Source organism: Streptococcus mobilis (assembly GCF_059727625.1).
The window spans coordinates 1,169,881-1,188,434 of sequence record NZ_AP041823.1 but is presented as its reverse complement, the minus strand read 5'-3'; the positions used below and the strand labels follow the sequence as shown (position 1 = coordinate 1,188,434).

15 protein-coding genes are annotated in these 18,554 nt (G+C 42.1%); all 15 read right to left on the bottom strand.

Going from position 1 to position 18,554, the window contains the following annotated elements; all coding sequences use genetic code 11:
- Positions 1-24 precede the first annotated feature (24 nt).
- A complete protein-coding gene (topA, locus tag AC6IZR_RS05610; protein WP_414364437.1) occupies positions 25-2,112 on the bottom strand; it encodes a type I DNA topoisomerase in 2,088 nt (695 codons plus the stop codon).
- A gap of 86 nt (positions 2,113-2,198) precedes the next feature.
- Positions 2,199-3,047, bottom strand: a complete 849-nt coding sequence (dprA, locus tag AC6IZR_RS05605; RefSeq protein WP_195311533.1) for a DNA-processing protein DprA — start codon at positions 3,045-3,047, stop codon at positions 2,199-2,201.
- A gap of 60 nt (positions 3,048-3,107) precedes the next feature.
- A complete protein-coding gene (locus tag AC6IZR_RS05600; protein WP_497848210.1) occupies positions 3,108-4,037 on the bottom strand; it encodes an ROK family protein in 930 nt (309 codons plus the stop codon).
- A 3-nt stretch (positions 4,038-4,040) separates the two neighbouring features.
- Entirely contained in the window at positions 4,041-4,808 is a 768-nt protein-coding gene (gene rnhB, locus AC6IZR_RS05595) for a ribonuclease HII (RefSeq protein ID WP_497848209.1), read from the bottom strand.
- A complete protein-coding gene (gene ylqF, locus AC6IZR_RS05590) occupies positions 4,795-5,646 on the bottom strand; it encodes a ribosome biogenesis GTPase YlqF (protein ID WP_414372884.1) in 852 nt (283 codons plus the stop codon). The genes rnhB and ylqF overlap by 14 nt, the downstream gene beginning before the upstream one ends.
- A 115-nt stretch (positions 5,647-5,761) precedes the next feature.
- Entirely contained in the window at positions 5,762-6,100 is a 339-nt protein-coding gene (locus AC6IZR_RS05585) for an ATP cone domain-containing protein (RefSeq protein WP_003001449.1), read from the bottom strand.
- A 177-nt stretch (positions 6,101-6,277) separates the two neighbouring features.
- Positions 6,278-7,213 (bottom strand): 4-hydroxy-tetrahydrodipicolinate synthase, encoded by a 936-nt coding sequence (gene dapA, locus AC6IZR_RS05580; RefSeq protein WP_480992958.1) that lies wholly within the window; start codon positions 7,211-7,213, stop codon positions 6,278-6,280.
- A 139-nt stretch (positions 7,214-7,352) separates the two neighbouring features.
- Positions 7,353-8,429, bottom strand: a complete 1,077-nt coding sequence (locus AC6IZR_RS05575) for an aspartate-semialdehyde dehydrogenase (protein WP_497848208.1) — start codon at positions 8,427-8,429, stop codon at positions 7,353-7,355.
- 145 nt (positions 8,430-8,574) lie between these two features.
- A complete protein-coding gene (locus tag AC6IZR_RS05570) occupies positions 8,575-9,126 on the bottom strand; it encodes a LemA family protein (protein WP_134974377.1) in 552 nt (183 codons plus the stop codon).
- The gene (locus tag AC6IZR_RS05565; RefSeq protein ID WP_371494929.1) at positions 9,123-10,124 is read right to left on the bottom strand and encodes a DUF3137 domain-containing protein; all 1,002 of its coding nucleotides are present in this window, start codon (positions 10,122-10,124) and stop codon (positions 9,123-9,125) included. The genes AC6IZR_RS05570 and AC6IZR_RS05565 overlap by 4 nt, the downstream gene beginning before the upstream one ends.
- 365 nt (positions 10,125-10,489) lie before the next feature.
- Positions 10,490-12,064 carry a cardiolipin synthase gene (gene cls / locus AC6IZR_RS05560; RefSeq protein ID WP_497848207.1) on the bottom strand — a complete coding sequence of 525 codons (1,575 nt, stop codon included), beginning with the start codon at positions 12,062-12,064 and terminating at the stop codon, positions 10,490-10,492.
- A 105-nt stretch (positions 12,065-12,169) separates the two neighbouring features.
- The gene (locus tag AC6IZR_RS05555; RefSeq protein ID WP_003015000.1) at positions 12,170-12,679 is read right to left on the bottom strand and encodes a GNAT family N-acetyltransferase; all 510 of its coding nucleotides are present in this window, start codon (positions 12,677-12,679) and stop codon (positions 12,170-12,172) included.
- A 112-nt stretch (positions 12,680-12,791) separates the two neighbouring features.
- On the bottom strand, positions 12,792-14,819 hold the full coding sequence (locus AC6IZR_RS05550; RefSeq protein WP_497848206.1) for a right-handed parallel beta-helix repeat-containing protein: 2,028 nt from the start codon (positions 14,817-14,819) through the stop codon (positions 12,792-12,794).
- Positions 14,820-15,009: 190 nt separating this feature from the next.
- Positions 15,010-16,788, bottom strand: a complete 1,779-nt coding sequence (locus AC6IZR_RS05545) for an ABC transporter ATP-binding protein (protein ID WP_023918195.1) — start codon at positions 16,786-16,788, stop codon at positions 15,010-15,012.
- Positions 16,789-16,802: 14 nt separating this feature from the next.
- Positions 16,803-18,539 carry an ABC transporter ATP-binding protein gene (locus AC6IZR_RS05540; RefSeq protein WP_497848205.1) on the bottom strand — a complete coding sequence of 579 codons (1,737 nt, stop codon included), beginning with the start codon at positions 18,537-18,539 and terminating at the stop codon, positions 16,803-16,805.
- Positions 18,540-18,554: the final 15 nt, after the last annotated feature.

The window sequence follows — 18,554 nt, the reverse complement described above, 5'->3', positions numbered from 1 at the left end:
ATAGACATTGAAGCGTTTAAAAACTTATTTCACTTTTTCTTCTTCGTAGTCGCCATTGCTACATACAACTTGTTTGCCACCGCCACGAACTTTTTTCTCAACTAAGTAGTGGCCACATTTTGGACAATCCCGACCGATTGGTTTATCCCAAGAGGTAAATTCACACTCTGGATAGCGATTGCATCCATAGAAGATACGGTTGCGCTTGGTTTTACGCTCGATGATTTGTCCCTGATGACAGTCAGGACACTCCACGCCTATTTCTTTGACAATAGCTTGGGTATGACGACAATCTGGGAAATTACTACAAGCATAGAACTTACCAAAACGTCCTAATTTAATCACCATCGGGCTGCCACAGACTTCACAATCAAAACCAGCTGGTTCATCTTTGATTTGGATTTTTTCCATCTCTTCTTCAGCCTTTGCGACTTCTTTAGAGAATGGTTTGTAGAAGGCATCAATGACCTTTTGCCACTCTTCCTTTCCAAGTTCGACATCATCGAGTTTCCCTTCCATCTCCGCTGTGAAGGTCACGTTGACAATATCTGGGAAGAATTCAACAATCAGTTTATTGACGATCTCCCCTAACTCTGTTGGTTCAAAGCGTTTGGCTACCAGCTTCACATAATAACGTTTTTGAATGGTCTCAATCGTCGGTGCATAGGTTGAAGGACGACCAACACCGTTCTCTTCCAAGGTCTTAATCAAAGTCGCTTCAGAATATCGAGCAGGTGGTTGGGTAAAGTGTTGCTCCGGCTTGCTATTGACTTGCTTAACGATATCGCCTTCTACCATATCCGGCAACATCTTGTTCTTATCTGAATCGTTATAAATCGCCAAATAACCATCAAACTTCACCTGGCTCCCGTTTGCCGTATACTGAACCCCATTTTGACCTAAACGGACATTCATGGTATCAAAGACAGCTGCTGTCATTTGACTAGCTACAAAGCGGTTCCAAATTAAGGTGTAGAGCTTGAGCTGGTCCTTGTCGAGGTACTTGGCAATGCTCTCAGGAGTATTGAAGACGCTGGATGGACGGATCGCTTCGTGGGCATCTTGGGCACCAGAAGCATTCTTCACACGGCTTCCATGCTTAGAGTATTTCTCATCGAAGCGATCCACGATAAAGTTCGCTGCCTCATTTTGCGCAACCGGACTAATCCGTGTAGAATCGGTACGCATATAGGTAATCAAACCTTGAACACCAGAGCCAATATTGATTCCTTCGTACAATTGCTGAGCTACCATCATGGTCTTGCGTGTACGGAAGTTGATCTTATTGGCAGCATCCATCTGCATAGAAGAGGTGGTGTATGGAAGTGGCGCATTTCGACGACGTTCTTTCTTTTCCACTTTTTCAACTGTAAAACCTTTGCCATCTAAGCGTTCAAGAACAGCTCTCACCTCTTCATTGGTGTTGAGCTTCATCTTCTTGCCATCAATCCCATAGAAGCTGGCTTGGAATTGCTTGGTCCCTTTTTTGAAGACACCATCAATGGTCCAGTATTCTTCCGGCTTAAAATCATTAATTTCATTTTCACGATCAATGATTAATTTGAGGGCAACAGATTGCACGCGTCCTGCAGAAAGTCCTTTTTTGACCTTTTTCCAAAGAATAGGCGAGATAGAATACCCTACAATCCGGTCCAAGACCCGACGTGCTTGTTGGGCATCGACCAAGTCCATATCGATTTGGCGCGGTTCTTTAAAGGCATTTTTAACGGCATCCTTGGTGATTTCGTTAAAGACCACACGGTTTTTTTCTTTGGCATCCAAGTTCAAAATATGCGCTAAATGCCAAGAAATAGCTTCTCCTTCTCGGTCCGGGTCACTTGCGAGAAAGACTTGTTTGGCTTTTTTAGCTTCTTTTTTCAAATCATTGATCAAGGGACCTTTTCCGCGAATATTGATATACTCCGGTTCATAGTTATTGTCGAAGTCAATCGACATCGTAGATTTTTTTAGATCCCGAATATGGCCAACACTAGCCATGACTTTGTAGTTACGACCAAGGTATTTTTCGATTGTTTTGGCCTTCGCAGGAGACTCCACAATCACCAAGTTTTTCTTGGTTGTACTACTTTTCTTTTTTGTTTTTGTTACCACGTTTTATCCCTCTGTATTGTATAAATCTCATTGAGTTTAATACATTTTAAGAAAGATGTCAACTAGGAACTTCTCCTATAGGAAAATCACAATTCGTATTTCAATTCATCAAGAATGTCCTGGCCTGATGTGACAAGCTTTGCGCCTTCTTGAATCAAGTGATGGCAGCCTGCAGATTTTCCATCTAAAATATTTCCTGGAATAGCAAAAACGTCTCTCCCTTCTTCCATAGCACGCTCACAAGTAATTAAACTACCTGAACGGAGTCGAGCCTCTGCCACAATCACAGCCTGACAGAGGCCTGCAATGATGCGATTTCGCTCTGGAAAATGAAACTTAAGTGGTGCCTGCCCTGGACCATACTCGCTCAAGATCAGATGGTGTTCCCCCATATGCGCCTGCAGTCTTTGATTGCTCTTAGGATAAAAGACATCCAGTCCCGTTCCAATAACTCCGATGGTTTTGCCACCATTGCGGATACTAGCATAATGCGCGGTCGCATCAATCCCCTTAGCAAGTCCGCTAACAATGACCAATTCATTCCCAAGTTCCTTAATAATCTTCTCTACAGAACGAACCCCTTCTCGCGTGGTCTCACGAGCTCCAACGACTGCAATCTTCGGTCTGGTTAACAGCTCCAAATCTCCTTGGTAAAAAAGGAGTACAGGAGGATTGTAGATCTGTAGCAATTCCTCAGGGTATTCAGAATCAAAAATGGATAGAGATGGGAACCGTTCAAACTCCTTGTGTAAATGGTCTTCATCCAGTTGCCGGTATTTGTCTACAAAATGAATGATACTGCGACAGCGAGCGATCCTTGCTATCTCTTCTAAGCTTGGTAAGACTTGGCCTTTTCTACAGTAGTCCAAAACTCTTAAGACTTGCTCATTTGATAAACCGGCTTCTTTTAATTTAAAGATTTCAAATTTCTCCATGGTCACCTTCTACTTCCTCTCACTTATTAATTCGAAAAAGAAAGGAAAAAAGCTCTATTTCTAGAACTTTTTTTGATGTATAGAAGAATAAAAGTAAGATGCGGCACCAATCAAGTTGCTTTCATTATGGAAGCGAGCCGCTTGAATGGGCAAGGCCTCAAATTGTTTATGCCCTTTTTGAGAGAGCAGGTCATGGTATTGTCGACTGATCTCATCGATCAGTAGTGGTTGACTACTAATACCCCCTCCAATCGTCACCTTCTCAAGCAAGAGCAAAGATTGAAGATTAAAAATCAGAATAGCAATATCATGACAATACTCCTGAAACAAGGATGTCAGCTCCTCATAGCCTCCTTGATCAAGAGCTTTGAAAACAGCTATACCGTCTGTCTTTTCTAGTTTCAAAATGTGACTAGCCTTCTCAACAAATTGAACAGCTGAACCGGTGTTTTCCAAAAGATTGGAAATGCCTTGCAAAAAGAGTCCGCGATGAAAGCGGCGATTTTCTGGTGTTCTTTCTGCCTTATCAATAGACCGAATGTATTCTGTCAGTTGCCAACCTTTCAATAGGTCACCGTTAGAAAGAAGAGCAAGACCAACTCCAGTCCCTAAGACCAAGGTCGCACCGCAAGGACAATCTTTTAGATTACCAAGCCTTGCTTCCGCTAGACCAGCGGCTTCTCCATCATTAAGAACAGTGACTAGCACTTGAAATGTTTGTTGCAATCTACTAGCTAGAGGAATGCCTCGCAAATATGGAATGAGACCACCTCGAAAGACAAAGCCAAGGCTCTTTTGGATCTCACCAGGGCATGAAATGGCGATCCCCTCGATTTCTTCCCTTATGGGTGTAATGATTTCTTCTAATCCTTGCCAAAACTCTTCAATCGTAAGTGGTGTTGGGATCTTGTCTGTATGAACCAATTGATAGTCCGCATCCATCAGACCATATTTTATAAAGGTTCCTCCGATATCGATGGTAAATAGCATGACCTAATCCTCACACATTGATTTGACGGGTTCAAATGAACGCCGATGGATAGGCGTCACTCCCAGTTGGTCGAGGCCAGCCAGATGCTTAGTAGTCCCATAACCAGCGTTCTGCGCAAAATCATAACCCGGATATTCGCGATCAAACTCTTCCATCATCTGATCCCGAGTCACCTTGGCTACGATAGATGCTGCAGCAATGGATAAGGAGTTGGCATCCCCTTTGATGATACTAGTTTGGGAAATAGGAAGATCTAACCTCATGGCATCAATCAAAAGATGTTGGGGTTGAGGATCTAGCTGACCAATGGCCTCCATCATGGCTAGCTTCGTAGCTTCATAGATATTAACCTGATCAATCACTTGATTGGCCTTGACGCCGATTCCGATCGCAATGGCATTTTGGAGCACAGCCTCATAGATTTCCTTGTGTTTGGATTTTGGAATCTTTTTACTATCGTTGAGTCCTGGAATCTTACAAGCTTTCGGCAAGATCACGGCAGCTGCAACAACTGGACCCGCTAATGGGCCGCGTCCCACTTCATCCACACCTGCAATAAGATCAATCCCTTGAGCATAAAGTTCTTTCTCATAGGCTAGCATTTTTTCCAAACGCAAGTCTTCATCCACTTGTTTTTGGAGTTCGCGTTTTCGTTTGCTGATAGCCGCTTGAACGCCTGCTCGACCATCAAGGATCAACTCTTCAAATAAGGGATGATCTAGCTCGTCAATCATTGCTAAACGCTCTTTAACTTCTTTAATCGTTGGCATCTATTTCACCTACACGATCAAGGGTATACCGTCCCAATTTCCCATCGCGAACATCTTTGACAAAGAGTTGGTAAAAACGGTCGTAATCCTCACGAAATCCTAATTTCTGGGTCATTTCCATAATGATTTCAGGAGCTTCTTGTTCCAGATCCATTTGTTTAAAACGTTCCTGCAAAACAGCTGGATAGTGCTTTTTGAAATAGTTAAGACCAAAGATGGTCACTTCATCCATTGGAAGCAACTGGTCTTTGATGGCGCCTGTTAAAGCGAGCTTTAAGGCCACTTCTTCATCTTCAAACTTGGGCCAGAGAATTCCTGGAGTATCCAATATTTCGAGGTCTTTATTGGTTTTCAACCATTGTTGCCCCTTGGTCACCCCTGGTTTATTTCCAACAACAGCAATCTTTTTCCCTGCTAAGCGGTTCATCAAAGTTGATTTCCCAGCATTAGGAATCCCGATGATCATGGTCCGAAGGGTTTCAATCTGAATTCCCCGTTCCTTTTGACGAGCAATTTTATCAGCCATCAAGCTCTTAGCAGCATCTGTGACCTTCTTAACTGTAGATTGCTCTTTGGAGTTGATAGCCAAGGTTTTGATCCCTTGAGACTCAAAATAGTCCTGCCATTCTTTTGTGGCGACAGGATCTGCCAAGTCTACCTTGTTTAAAATCATTAATTTGGGCTTATCACCAACAATTTTCGTTAACATAGGATTTTGGCTTGATAGGGGCAAACGAGCATCTACCAGAACTGTCACAAAATCCACGAATTTTAAATTTTCTTGTACTTGTCTTCTAGCTTTGGACATGTGTCCAGGAAACCATTGTATAGTTGCCATGTTCTCCATTCCTTTCCAGTTCAATCTCTTCTATTATACCATGTTTTCTAGAATTCTCAGACTTAAATGAGAATACAAAAAAATGAAGCTACCGAAGTAACTTCTATTTTATATTCTAGCGAATTTGCTCAAAATGCAAATGCACGGCGATATGATCACCATAGCCACTTCGTTCCAAATCACGTTGCAAGCGATACGAAATGTAGTGTTCAGCAATGGTAATATAACCCGCTCCCAGCAAGCGTTGTTCTACTAATGATTGGATCATGCTGATGGTTGCGCGTTCTACTTGTGCTTCATCCAAATCCATAGCAACTTTCTTAGTCACTTGAGCTAAGTTTTGTCGCAAATCATCTGTCAAAACATAGACAACTTGCGCAGCTTTCAAAATAGCTTGGTAAATCTTATCTGGGTTGAATTCAACCACTTCTCCACTACGTTTAATGACTTCCATCGGAGTCTCCTTTTTGTTTAAATTTTCATGAATACTTCATTTCCCTTAGAAAGAAATGAAGACCTACTACTTTATTATATAATTTTTTTACAAAGAATCAAAGGTCTTTCAAAAAATAGATTCATTGATTGGGAAGTTAAGTTATTTTTATTCAAACATATTTTCTACAATAAAATATTAGTAATCTGGTCTTAAAACTCCCGTAATGATCTCTTTGGTTGCATGGTAATCCCCATCTACTACAACCTTGATGATACGTTTCGCTTCTTCTGCCGGTGCTGGCACCAATGGCAAACGAGTTGGCCCTGCGTCAAAGCCCATATAGTTTAAGACAGCTTTGACAGGAGCTGGACTCGGATATGAGAAGAGAGCATTGACTTTAGGGATAAATTGACGTTGGATAGCCGCAGCCTTTTTAATATCGTTGTGTTCAATCGCTTGGAACATCTCATGCATTTCATCTCCATTTGTATGAGAAGCCACTGAGATCACTCCATCAGCCCCAAGGTTCATCGCATGGAAAGCATCTCCATCTTCCCCTGTATAGACGAGAAATTCTTCTGGCTTGTGTTCAATCAAATAGGCCATATTAGCAAGAGTTGTACACTCTTTGACCCCAATGATATTTGGGTGTTCTGCCAAACGAAGCATGGTTTCAGGCGTCATTTCCACAACCACGCGCCCTGGAATATTGTAGATAATAATCGGAAGATTGGATGCATCTGCAATCGCTTTAAAGTGTTGATACATTCCTTCTTGGGATGGTTTGTTGTAGTAAGGGACGATAGCCAATCCTGCCGCAAAGCCACCAAAAGCATCCACTTCTTTAACGAACTCAATCGAGTCGCGGGTTTCATTGGTTCCGACACCAGCGATCAAAGGAACTCGACCATTGACAATCTTTTGAACCGCCGCAAAGAGTTGCAATTCCTCATCGTGGGTCAAAGTTGGACTTTCTGCAGTCGTTCCAGCTAAGAGAATCCCATCTGTATGATGAGCCAAGAGGTGCTCGATCAAGGCAGGAAGAGCGTCAAAATTAATGCTCCCATCTTCATGGAAGGGGGTGATAAATGCAGTGATGATTTTACAATCTTTTAAATCATTATAAGACATTGAAAAACCTTTCTCTATATAAGAAAGAGGCTGGGGCATGCTTGCCTTTGCCTCAAGATCTGTTCATAAAACAAGTTGATTCGTTAGAAAGCTGAGGAAGAAATCAAACTCTTCGAGTTGCTGATTTCTGTTTCGCTCCCTACTTCAACTCAAATTTCAATTCAGCTGTTGGACGTACGAGTCCACGTTCATGAAGGGTTTCTGCGATTTGGACTGAGTTCCAAGCAGCTCCTTTAAGGAGGTTATCTGAAACAACCCACATGTGGATTCCTTTTTCAGCATCCAAGTCTTTACGAATCCGTCCAACAAAGGTATCTCGTGAACCGACCGCATTAACCGCTTGTGGGTAGATTTGGTGAGCAACATCGTCTTCAAGGACAGCACCTGGGAAGGCAGCAATCGCAGCTTTCACTTCGTCAATTGGTGCCACTTCTTTTGTTTCAATGTAGACTGACTCTGAGTGAGCTGACAAGACTGGAATCCGCACACAAGTTGCTGAAACGGCAATGCTATCGTCTTCCATGATTTTCTTGGTTTCATTTGTCATCTTCATTTCTTCATAAGTATAGTCATTTTCTGTGAAGACGTCGATTTGTGGAAGAGCGTTGAAAGCAATTGGGTAATGTTTTTTATCACCACCACATGGCAAGATTTCTGCTTTGACATCGCGTGGGTTGACCCCATCATTCAAGACTTCCTTCAACTCACGTTGGGTTTCAAGAATAGCTCCCATACCAGCACCTGAAACAGCTTGGTAAGTAGACACGATGATACGGTCCAAGCCCCATTTTTGACGAACTGGCTCAAGCGCTACCATCATTTGGATGGTTGAACAGTTTGGACAAGAGATAATTCCGTTGTGAGCATCAAGCGCATGTGCATTCACTTCAGGAACAACCAATGGGACATCCGGATTTTGACGGAAATAAGAAGTGTTATCAACCACTACTGCGCCTGCTTTCACCGCATAAGGTGCATATTTGGCAGATGTTGAACCACCAGCTGAGAAAAGAGCAATATCAACGCCTTCAAAAGCATCTTCAGTCGTTTCTTCGATGGTCACGTCTTGCCCTTTAAATTGCAAGACTTTTCCTGCAGAACGTGCTGACGCAAGGTAGCGAATTTTATCGATTGGAAGTGTTGATTCTTCCAACATTTTGATCATTTGAGCACCAACGGCACCTGTAGCACCGACAACAGCAACTGTGTATCCCATAGTAAATCCTCTTTCAAAATTTTCTAAAAATTGAGTATTTGTACTATTATACAATTTTTTGGCATAAATGAAAAGTACCAACAGTAGGAAAAAATCCTGATAACAAGACCAGGACTTTTGATGGTTATTAATCATAAATAGCTTTTTAGTTAAGATCATAGTTCAAATCACTTAAATCTTTCTTACCTTGTGTTTCTTCAGTAAGAAATGGAACTTGATGGATCCCCTTTACACCTGCTACGATAGACGCCGGAAATGAAACAATTTCTTGATTGATGTGGCTAATATTACTGTTGACAATTCGCTTCGCTGCAGCAAGATCTTCATTTTCATCAGCAATTTCCTTTTGCAAGGCCAAGAATTGGTTAGAAGACAAGAGCTCTGGATAGTTTTCACCCACTGCACGAATTTGTGCCAAGACATCGTTTTGATTGGTTATGACTTGGTTGGATTCTTGAATGCTCGCTCCTTGGCGTAAAGCAACTAAATCGGTAAAAAGGTCTTGTTCATGTTTTGCATAAGCTTTCGCTACTTTTAGCATTTCCGAAATGGTATCATAGCGTTTTACGAGGACGATATCGACCGTTCTCTTTGATTCTTCAATGGTCACAAGATAACGATTGAGACGATTTCCTACACTAATAAACCAAATAGCCAATAGGCCAACAAATATGATTAAGCCGATAATGAGATTCATGATGTTTCTCCTTCAAAAATTGCTGTTATTTCTTTAATTAAATCCAGTTCTTTGCATAATTTATGATATTCAGATACCAAGGATAGCTGATCAATATCTTCCGGTTTTTGGGGAGTCGGAAAGATATAGCGATCGGTATACAAAGAAATAAATAGTTTCTTATCTTTCAAAAATACACACATGGCATTTTGAGAAATTTGTCGATCAAACCATTCCAACATCTTAGGGGTGAGAAATTTACGGGCAGACAGTTCATCTGTACAGTAGATATTGTAATTCTCGTTATTGCGAATATCCTCGGTTTCAATCTGAACTTCATCTCCTCTAGCTCCAGGATAAACCCCATTCACCTCCCTCTTAAATAGAAAGGATTTCTTGGTTGGCACAACCCGAAGATGACCGGAGAAATTGATCGGTAGACATAAAGAGAACACTTGTCCAAGGAAATCTGTAACTTCCACATGTTCCGTCCTCGTATGTCCATTGGACGTCCGGTAACGAGTCTCCGTATGATGGGCATAGAGATTTGAAACCGTTAGCTCTTTATCATCATGAAACGATAGTTCTTTGAAACATAGAAAATCAGTCGACCGAGGACATAAATGCGAGAGAGCTTCAGAAGGGATGGAACCGTCCTCTTTGATCGAAGCATTAGGAAAAACTTCCTTTAATACAGGCGACAGGATATCATCAAGATAGATCTCATCGTTCGATCGAATTCGATCCCCAAACAAGGCTTTTCGTTTTTTATATTGTGGCCAATAATACAAACCAGCAACTAAAAGGATGAACGGAACAGCTGCAAAACGCAATAAGATGAGAGACAGTATGGCGCAAATAATACCAAAAGATCGCAAAACATTCCACTGAAGATTGTTCTTCATCTGTTCTCGGATCAATCCGATGGCATCCTGAAATTGTTTGGAGGTTTCAAGCTCTTCAATTTTATGCGAATAGTCTGTAGATGCTGGATCATTAGAATGATAGAAATCTCCCAATCAACTCAACTCCTTTCTGACATTAGGCACTTTACTATATTATAACACCAACGTAACTTTGTAGCAATTGTATTATAATAGTTTTCAATTCTTTGAAGAAACAAAAAAATCCTGATCCGAAGATCAGGATTCGAGGCACCTTTCAGTGAGAGCAGCCGGTTCACACAACTACTCAAGGTCCGCTCCTGCGTTACAATTGAATGTAGACCTCCTCAGCGCAAAAGGCTCCTAAGAGCCAATCGACTCATCGCATGAGACTATTATAGCATACTAATCGCTAGAGTCAAGAAGTAGATTTCATCAAGTAACGACTTGCTAGCTATTTGTTTAAAATATTATAGCATTCAAATAAGAAGAAACTCCATCTACATCAAAGGTCCAATCAAAGAAAAGAGATAACCACCTAGACGATGTGCTATAGGCATTTTTGACAAACTTTCCAATGTTACTTCCTCCGAGAGAGACTGGGTTCTCTCAAAATCTTGTTCAATGTTAAGCACTTCCGGATTCTTATAAAGATATACCCCATCTTCAAAATTTTGATAGAGACTTCGGTAGTCTGTATTAATGGTTCCTACCACAGCTTGTTTGTCATCAGATACATAAACTTTAGCATGGACAAAGCCTGGGGTATAACGGAAAATACGGACGCCAGCATCCAAGAGCACTTTAAAATAGGTCGTCGCAATATCAAAAGCATACTGTTTATCTGGAATCCCTGGCATAATGATCCGAACATCTACTCCTCGTTTGGCCGCAAAAGTCATGGCTCTAACCAATTCGTCATCCAAAATCAAATAAGGGGTCATGATAAAGACATAATCAGTAGATGTATTCAGAAGATGTAAATAAACATTTTCGGCAACCTTGTGGTAGGTCAGCGGTGAATTGCCATACGGAAGAACCAAGCCTTGCCCCTTCCTTTGTTGAGGTTTTTCTTGTAGATAGCGCTCCATATCCCTTTTATCTTCTATTCCAGTCACTGACCACATGGTCAAAAAGAGAGCTTTCAGTGTTTGAACTGCTGAACCATCTAATCGAAGGGCCGTGTCCTTCCAATGACCAAAGCGTTCTCGTTTATTGACATACTCATCAGCGATATTAATGCCACCAGTATAAGCAACTTGACCATCAATCACTGTAATCTTTCGATGGTCTCGGTAATTGTAATAGGTTGATAGAATAGGCTTGACTGGTGAGAAGGCTTGAGCTTTAATGCCAACCTTGTGCAATCGCTCGATATAATCGTAGGACAAGGTAGTCATCTCATTCATCCCATCAAACATGACACGAACGTCCAGACCCGCCTTTGCCTTCTCCTCTAAAATTGCTAAAATCTCACCCCACATGATCCCTTCGTCAATGATGAAATATTCCATGAAGATAGAACGTTCCGCCTTTTTCAAATCCTCTAATAAGGCTGGTAACATGTCATCTCCAAGTGGAAAATAGGTAACCTCTGTGTTTCTGTAAATAGGAAACTGGGCTGGACTATGCTCCAAAAAATAAGCTAATTTCTGTAATTGGCGATCACTTTGGGATAAATAATCAGCAACTCCTGGATCGGTGCTTAGATAGTCAGATGCCTGCACTGTGGCATTCTCAAGCCGCTTCTTCAAGCGTCTCACACCCAAATCAGCTAACGAAAAGTAAAGCAGAGCCGTCCCAAAAATTGGAAAGAGGGCAATGATAATCACCCAGGACAGTTTGGAACGAGAATCCATGGAACGATTGAGCAAGTAAAAGAAGGTAAAGACACTCAACAAGTGTTCCCATAAGATAATGGATGGTAAATGCTCTTGTAGGCTGAGATATGAAAAGACAAGAAAGGCCAATTCCAGTAAGAAGAACAGGAGAATGGGAACCTTTCGGTTAAGTAGAATTTTGGTCCATCTGGAGGGCTTTTGAGGTAACAGTCTAGCACTTTGTTCTTGAGTCATAAAAACCTCTTTCGTATAAAAACATCTTCTATGCTGAATAATTTATGGATTGTTTCAAGTGATATGGAGTTTTCATTTCATTTAGCTACTACTCCTTAACAGCTCTTACTTGATTTTTCTCACCGGCCCTTCGATCGTCTTTTGCATCCAGACGATATCATGCCATTTGTTAAACTTATAGCCAATCTTTGGGAAATGAGCCACTTGGACATAGCCCCGCTTTTCATGCATGGAAATGCTCGCTTCGTTCGGGACTGCGATACAGGCCAGAAAGCGTAAGTAGCCTCGTGCTTGTAGCTCTTCTTCTAAGGCCGTATAAAGGGCCGATCCAATCCCTTGTCCACGCGCTTCTTTTGCTACATAAATAGATAATTCAGTGGTCCAATCATAGGCAGCGCGTGCATAATAGGTCGAGGCATAGGCATACCCCACAACTTTTCCATCCACTTCTGCGACCAAATAAGGAAATTGAGTCAGCGTTTTTGTGATGCGACTTTCAAATTCCTGGACAGTCGGCACATCAACCTCAAAGGTAATAGCTGTCTCTGTCACATAAGGTTGGTAAATCGCTCGGATAGCTGTTGCATCGCTGAGCTGAACGGGTCGAATCATCATGGTGGCCTCCTAATTAGATTATACCTAGTATACCGATATGCCTTATCACTGTCAATGAAGGACTAGCAGCAAGCAAAAAATCCTGGAATTGTATCCAGGATTTCCATTCTTCTTAAACCGTTTGACTTAACCCCATCATCCGGTAAAGGAATAAAGCGTTCGGAGCCTTCAAAAAGCTCTTTTGCTTAGAATTTGTTGCTTTTAAGACATAGTTAGGTTTGACTGTTTTAGTAACTGTCTTTGCTTGTTTAAGATTCAGACCGGTTTGTTTTTTAGACGGTTGAACTTTCGATGGTTGAAGGAAAACTTTCACTGTGCTTACTTGAAGTTTTTTTTCTTTCACTCTCAAGGCTTGTCCAGCTGCTTTTGAAGCAGAAGCAGACACTCCTCCTTCAGTCGCTTGAGTGAGTTGCGCTATTGTCTGATTGTTTCTGACTTCGACATGGTTTAGGATACCTCCATTTGGATTGAGGTGATCAGTCACACCTGTATCAAATGGCGCTACAAATACATTGTCCTCAATGGTAACATTTTTAATATCTCCATAGCGCGTTTCAACATCAATCGATCCACGATGCTTGTTGTAGATATCGCTCTTCGTTCCTGTACGCTCCAAGAGATTATGGTGAACCCGAATCCCTTCTTCATTCAGATCAAAGTTATGGCCTTTAAAGACAGTCGTCAAGCGAATTCCGGCATCACCGATATTGTCTTTAATCCGATTGTAGGCGATCTCATGGCCTTTCCCACCAAAGATTCCAATACCCCCAGCGCGCCAACCGAGTTCAATCGTATTGTGCAAGAATTTATTATTTTCTGCTACTGCTGATTCTGTCCCATCCGCAATACTTGACCAGCTGGCAAGTCCGTCATCTCCATTCCCACGGATACTAGAATTGCGGACAATCGAATTCTTAGTCCCTTGTGCAAAGTTGACTCCGTCAGCCAGGTTATTGCGCAAACGGACATTTTCTACTACTAGACCATCTGTGTACTTCATATCATTTTTGCCAGCATAATCGCCAATCCACATGCCGACTTCAAAATGTTCAGCCCAAATATCGTGAATATGAGAATTCTTCCCTGGCGTTCCAGAAATGGCCTTGTACTGAGCATTTTCACCATAGCGTGAACGAAGGTTGGAAGAAAGATAGACATCGCTAAATTCAACATGGTTGTCTTGGTGAAGGAAGTCAAATCCACCGCCACCAGCTTGGTCACTAGTAAAATGCAGTTGGGTATGCCAGATACCGGCCCCTGAAATCTTCATATCGGAAGCATCGATACCGACTTTTCGATTGAGATTAAATCGCCCAGCTGGGATATAGACATTCTTTCCGGTTTGTTTGGCTTCATAAATCGCATCATAGAGGGCCTGGCTATCATCGGTATCATCATTTGGTGTAGCTCCTTTTGAAACAATATTGATAGCATTGTCCCCTTGAGCAATCGGGTCTGGAGCTTGCTCGAATTCCACAAAGTCAAGGCCATAATGGACGTCATCTGACCTGTTTTTCACCAGTGAAACCACATCTCCTTTTTGAAGTTGAATGCCTGGAAGGAGGCTGTGTACTTCATCAAATTGGAACCGAGCGCGTGTATCCGCCTGGGCACTATCATGAATACCTTTGTCATTCAAGTACTGCCAGTTAGACGTAGACGAAAGATCCAATTGTTTTACACTGTGACCATTCACCTGTACATCGAGTTGTCCACTGGCTCCATCTGGTACCGTGTAGCGTACAGTTAAGGCATTAGCTGGTTCATTGACCTTAAAGGAGACACCATCTCCCATTTCTTTTAAAGCGACATAAGTCTGATCAGAAGCTTCAATAGCTGTTGATTGACTGTCTTGAGACTGCTCTACCTCTGCTTTTCCAAGGAGGTTCCCTTTGTCTGCCTCATAACGGGTGTAAGGCATGGATGCTCCATATTGGCTGGTATCTACTTGAGAGCTTGCGGGATCAGAGGTTGTCGCTTCTTGCCCTTGTGTTTGGACTAGTGCCTGCTCTCCAGCTTGATCAGCTGCCACAGATTGTCCAGTCAAAAAACAAGCCCCCATGATCGCAATCACGACAGAAAAGACTCCAAGCTTAGACTTGCGAATGCCAAAAATGATATCTTTGTTTAAATGATTCATCACACATTTCTCCTTTTATTTTTTACAACGATTCTATCCTAATAAAAATTATCATGACAAACAAGGTGAATTGTGTGAATATTCTGTATCAATTTGTTGCAGAAATGTTAACCTTTTTATGTAGTAATAAAAGTGAGTAAGAAAAAAGAGGATGAGAATGCTTTCTCAAACCTCTTTTGATGACACAAGCTTATTCCGCTTTTTTATTTGAAAATTGACTATTGTAGAGCTCATAGTAGAACCCTTTATCTGCTAACAAGGATTGGTGATTTCCTTGCTCGATGATTTGGCCATCTTTGAGGACAAGGATTTTATCTGCTTCTTGAATGGTAGACAAGCGGTGAGCAATAACAAAGCTAGTCCGCCCTTTCATCAAATTCTTCATCGCTTTTTGAATCAAGAGCTCTAAACGCGTATCGACAGAAGACGTCGCTTCATCCAAAATCAAGATTTTAGGATCCGCTAGGAGCGCACGCGCAATGGTTAGGAGTTGCTTTTGCCCTAGAGAAATATTGCTAGACTCCTGGTTCATTTCCATATTGTAACCACCAGGGAGTGTCCGGATAAAGTGATCGACATTGGCTGCCTTTGCGGCTTCAACAATTTCTTCATCCGTTGCCTCGAGATTACCAAAGCGAAGGTTTTCTTTGATGGTTCCTTCATATAACCAAGCATCCTGAAGCACCATTCCGAATTGCTTGCGGTAATCTTGGCGTGACAGATGGCGAATATCATGACCATCCACTGTAATCGATCCCGCAGTCACATCGTAAAAGCGCATCAGCAAATTAATCAAGGTTGTTTTCCCTGCTCCAGTCGGTCCGACAATGGCCACCATTTCACCTGGTTTGACTTCTAGGTTGAAATCACGGATCAAGGGTTTGTCTGCTACATATTGGAAATCCACGTTTTTAAAGCTGACTTGCCCTGTCAAATCTCCAGAGAGGGTTTCTGTCACATCTGCTACTTCATCTGGCTCATCCATGACTTGGAAAATCCGGTCTAAAGACGACTTAGCACTTTGTAGCTGTCCTGCCAATTGGGTCAAGTTTTGAATCGGTTGGTTGATCTGCCAAACATATTGAACGAAGGCCTGCATATTCCCGACAGTCAAACGTCCTGCTATCACTTGCAAGCCACCAAACAAAGCGATAATGAGATAAGTCAAATCTGAAATCCCATTTAAAATCGGCATCATTAAGCCAGAAATGAAATTAGCCTTGAATCCTACTTTTTGAAGGTGATGGGTAATATCATGAAACTCTTCCTGAGAAGATTTTTCCCGAACGTAGAGCTTAAGTACATTAAATCCTGTTAAATTTTCTTGCACAAAGCCGTTCATTGCTCCCAAAACATCTGCCTGCTCTTTAAAGTAAGGTTGAGATTTTTTCATGATAAATCGAGCACTGAAATAAGTGATCGGAATGGACAAAATGACCACTAGCCCCAGCTGGATGTTTAAGTACAAGACCATGCTGATGACAAAGAGCAAGGTAAAGATAGCATTAACGATTTGTAAGAAGGACTGTTGCAAGGCATTCGAGACGGTTTCGACATCGCTAGTAAAACGTCCTAGCAAATCTCCAAATTGATGCCGGTCAAAATAAGAAACGGGAATGTGATTGATTTTATGAGACAAATCATTTCGCATATCCTGAACGGTCTTTTGAACAGCATTGGTCATGAAGTAGTTGGAATAATAAGACCCCAACTCATAGAGGACCCCACGGAATAGATAGAGCGTCATAATGATCGCGATATAGGAGGTGTTAAGACCAGCTCCCGCAAGGCCTTTTGCTATATCCATGAGATTTTTTGTCAACTCAGTAATGGCAAGCCCCAAAACAAAGGGTTCGACAACACTCATGACGACACTCAGGATTTTTAAGAAAATGGACAAGCAAACTTCCAAGCGATAGGCTCTCAAATAAGTCCATAGTCTACTAAAACTGTTTTGTTCTTGTTTCAATCTGCTTCTCCTTTCTATTCCTCTGTTAATGATGGACTATCGAGCTGCGAATTGGCAATTTCACGATAGATCTCATTGCTTTCCATCAATTCATCGTGGGTTCCTCGACCAACGATCTCCCCTTGGTCCAAGACAATAATTTGATCCGCATCCATAATGGTTCCCACGCGTTGCGCTACGATCAAGACGGTCGCATCTCCTGTAACTTCTTTGAGACGCTTCCGCAAAGTGGCATCCGTCTTGTAGTCTAAGGCAGAGAAGGAATCATCAAAAATAAAGACATCTGGATCTTTGACAACGGCACGAGCGATGGATAAGCGTTGTTTTTGACCACCTGAAAGGTTGCTACCACCTTCTGCCAAATGGGTATCAAAGCGTTCCTCACGACTGTCGATAAATTCCTTGGCTTGGGAAATTTCAGCCGCTTGTTCTAGCTCTTGTACAGAGGCATCTTCTTTCCCATAACGAAGGTTCTCAGCAATGGTTCCTGTAAAGAGCAAGGCCTTTTGCGGAATAAAACCAATCTTTTGGCGAAGGGCTTTCAGATTGTAGTCACGGACATCCACGCCATCCACCAAAATTTTCCCAAGCGTTACATCATAGAATCGAGGAATCAACTGCACAAGTGAAGATTTCCCAGAACCGGTCGAACCGATAAAGGCAATCGTTTCGCCAGGTTTGGCTTGAAAGGAAATGTTGTGAAGAACTGGACTCTCTGTCTCACCCGGATAAGCAAAGGTAACATTGTCAAATTCCAAATAGCCACGAGATGCTGTTTCTGTTACACCATTCTCATTTGGATCGATCGAAATGGGCATGTCCATGATTTCCTTGAGCCGACGACTAGAAACCGCAGTCCGAGGATACATAGTAAAGAGATTGGCTAAAAAGAGGAAAGATAAGAGCGCGTGGAAGCTATACTCAATAAAGGCAACCAGATCCCCAATTTTCAAACTACCGTCATGAAGAGGATCCAAAGCAAACCAGACAATCGCCACAATCATAGCAATGATGATCTGCACAAACAGGGGTTCTGTCAAACCAGTTAGTTTGAACAATTTATTCGAGTTTTCCGCATAGACTTCATTTTCAGCCGCAAATTTGTCCTCTTGGAATTCTTCGCGGGCAAAGGCACGAATCACACGAAGTCCAGTCAAATTTTCACGAGCAAATTGATTAAGATGGTCCAGGGTCTTTTGTTGCTTCTCAGAAAGTGGACGTGTCTTAACTGCTACATACCAGACGACGACAGCAAGAAATGGTACAGAAACCGCTACAATCCACGCTAAAGAAGGACTGGTCGTCAGAATCAAGATAACGCTGGAAACCATCATCAAGGGAGTGATGACACCCATCTTCAACATAGAATCCGCAAACTGCATCAAAACAAAGGCATCTGAAGTCAAGCGAGTGACCAGTGACGATACCCCAATTTGCTCATACTCGCGATGCGAGTACTCCTGTAACTTAGCATAGAGGTCATTGCGCATATCTCGGACCATGGTGGTCGTTAGCTGGCCAACCGCGTAAGACAAGATAATCCGCCCCACAATCCCAAGCAAGATAATCGCAAACATGACCCAGCCCCAGAAATACAGCCGATCCACATCATGCGGGTTAATCCCTTCATCAATCATGCGAGCTAGAATCGTTGGCAATCCCAAATTGACAATAACAAACAGGACCGCCGAAAATAGATTCAGAGCTAGCCACTTGGGATACTTTTTCAAGTAAGACCAAATATATAGCATAGATGATTCTCCTTT

What these genes read in the sequence shown, in the direction of transcription:
- cls (WP_497848207.1), bottom strand. Translation starts at nt 12,064, where the DNA reads ATGACTCAAGAACAAAGTGCTAGACTGTTACCTCAAAAGCCCTCCAGA.
- AC6IZR_RS05550 (WP_497848206.1), bottom strand. Translation starts at nt 14,819, where the DNA reads ATGAATCATTTAAACAAAGATATCATTTTTGGCATTCGCAAGTCTAAG.
- dprA (WP_195311533.1), bottom strand. Translation starts at nt 3,047, where the DNA reads ATGGAGAAATTTGAAATCTTTAAATTAAAAGAAGCCGGTTTATCAAAT.
- rnhB (WP_497848209.1), bottom strand. Translation starts at nt 4,808, where the DNA reads ATGCCAACGATTAAAGAAGTTAAAGAGCGTTTAGCAATGATTGACGAG.
- AC6IZR_RS05540 (WP_497848205.1), bottom strand. Translation starts at nt 18,539, where the DNA reads ATGCTATATATTTGGTCTTACTTGAAAAAGTATCCCAAGTGGCTAGCT.
- AC6IZR_RS05570 (WP_134974377.1), bottom strand. Translation starts at nt 9,126, where the DNA reads ATGAATCTCATTATCGGCTTAATCATATTTGTTGGCCTATTGGCTATT.
- AC6IZR_RS05555 (WP_003015000.1), bottom strand. Translation starts at nt 12,679, where the DNA reads ATGATGATTCGACCCGTTCAGCTCAGCGATGCAACAGCTATCCGAGCG.
- dapA (WP_480992958.1), bottom strand. Translation starts at nt 7,213, where the DNA reads ATGTCTTATAATGATTTAAAAGATTGTAAAATCATCACTGCATTTATC.
- AC6IZR_RS05575 (WP_497848208.1), bottom strand. Translation starts at nt 8,429, where the DNA reads ATGGGATACACAGTTGCTGTTGTCGGTGCTACAGGTGCCGTTGGTGCT.
- AC6IZR_RS05585 (WP_003001449.1), bottom strand. Translation starts at nt 6,100, where the DNA reads ATGGAAGTCATTAAACGTAGTGGAGAAGTGGTTGAATTCAACCCAGAT.
- AC6IZR_RS05600 (WP_497848210.1), bottom strand. Translation starts at nt 4,037, where the DNA reads ATGCTATTTACCATCGATATCGGAGGAACCTTTATAAAATATGGTCTG.
- ylqF (WP_414372884.1), bottom strand. Translation starts at nt 5,646, where the DNA reads ATGGCAACTATACAATGGTTTCCTGGACACATGTCCAAAGCTAGAAGA.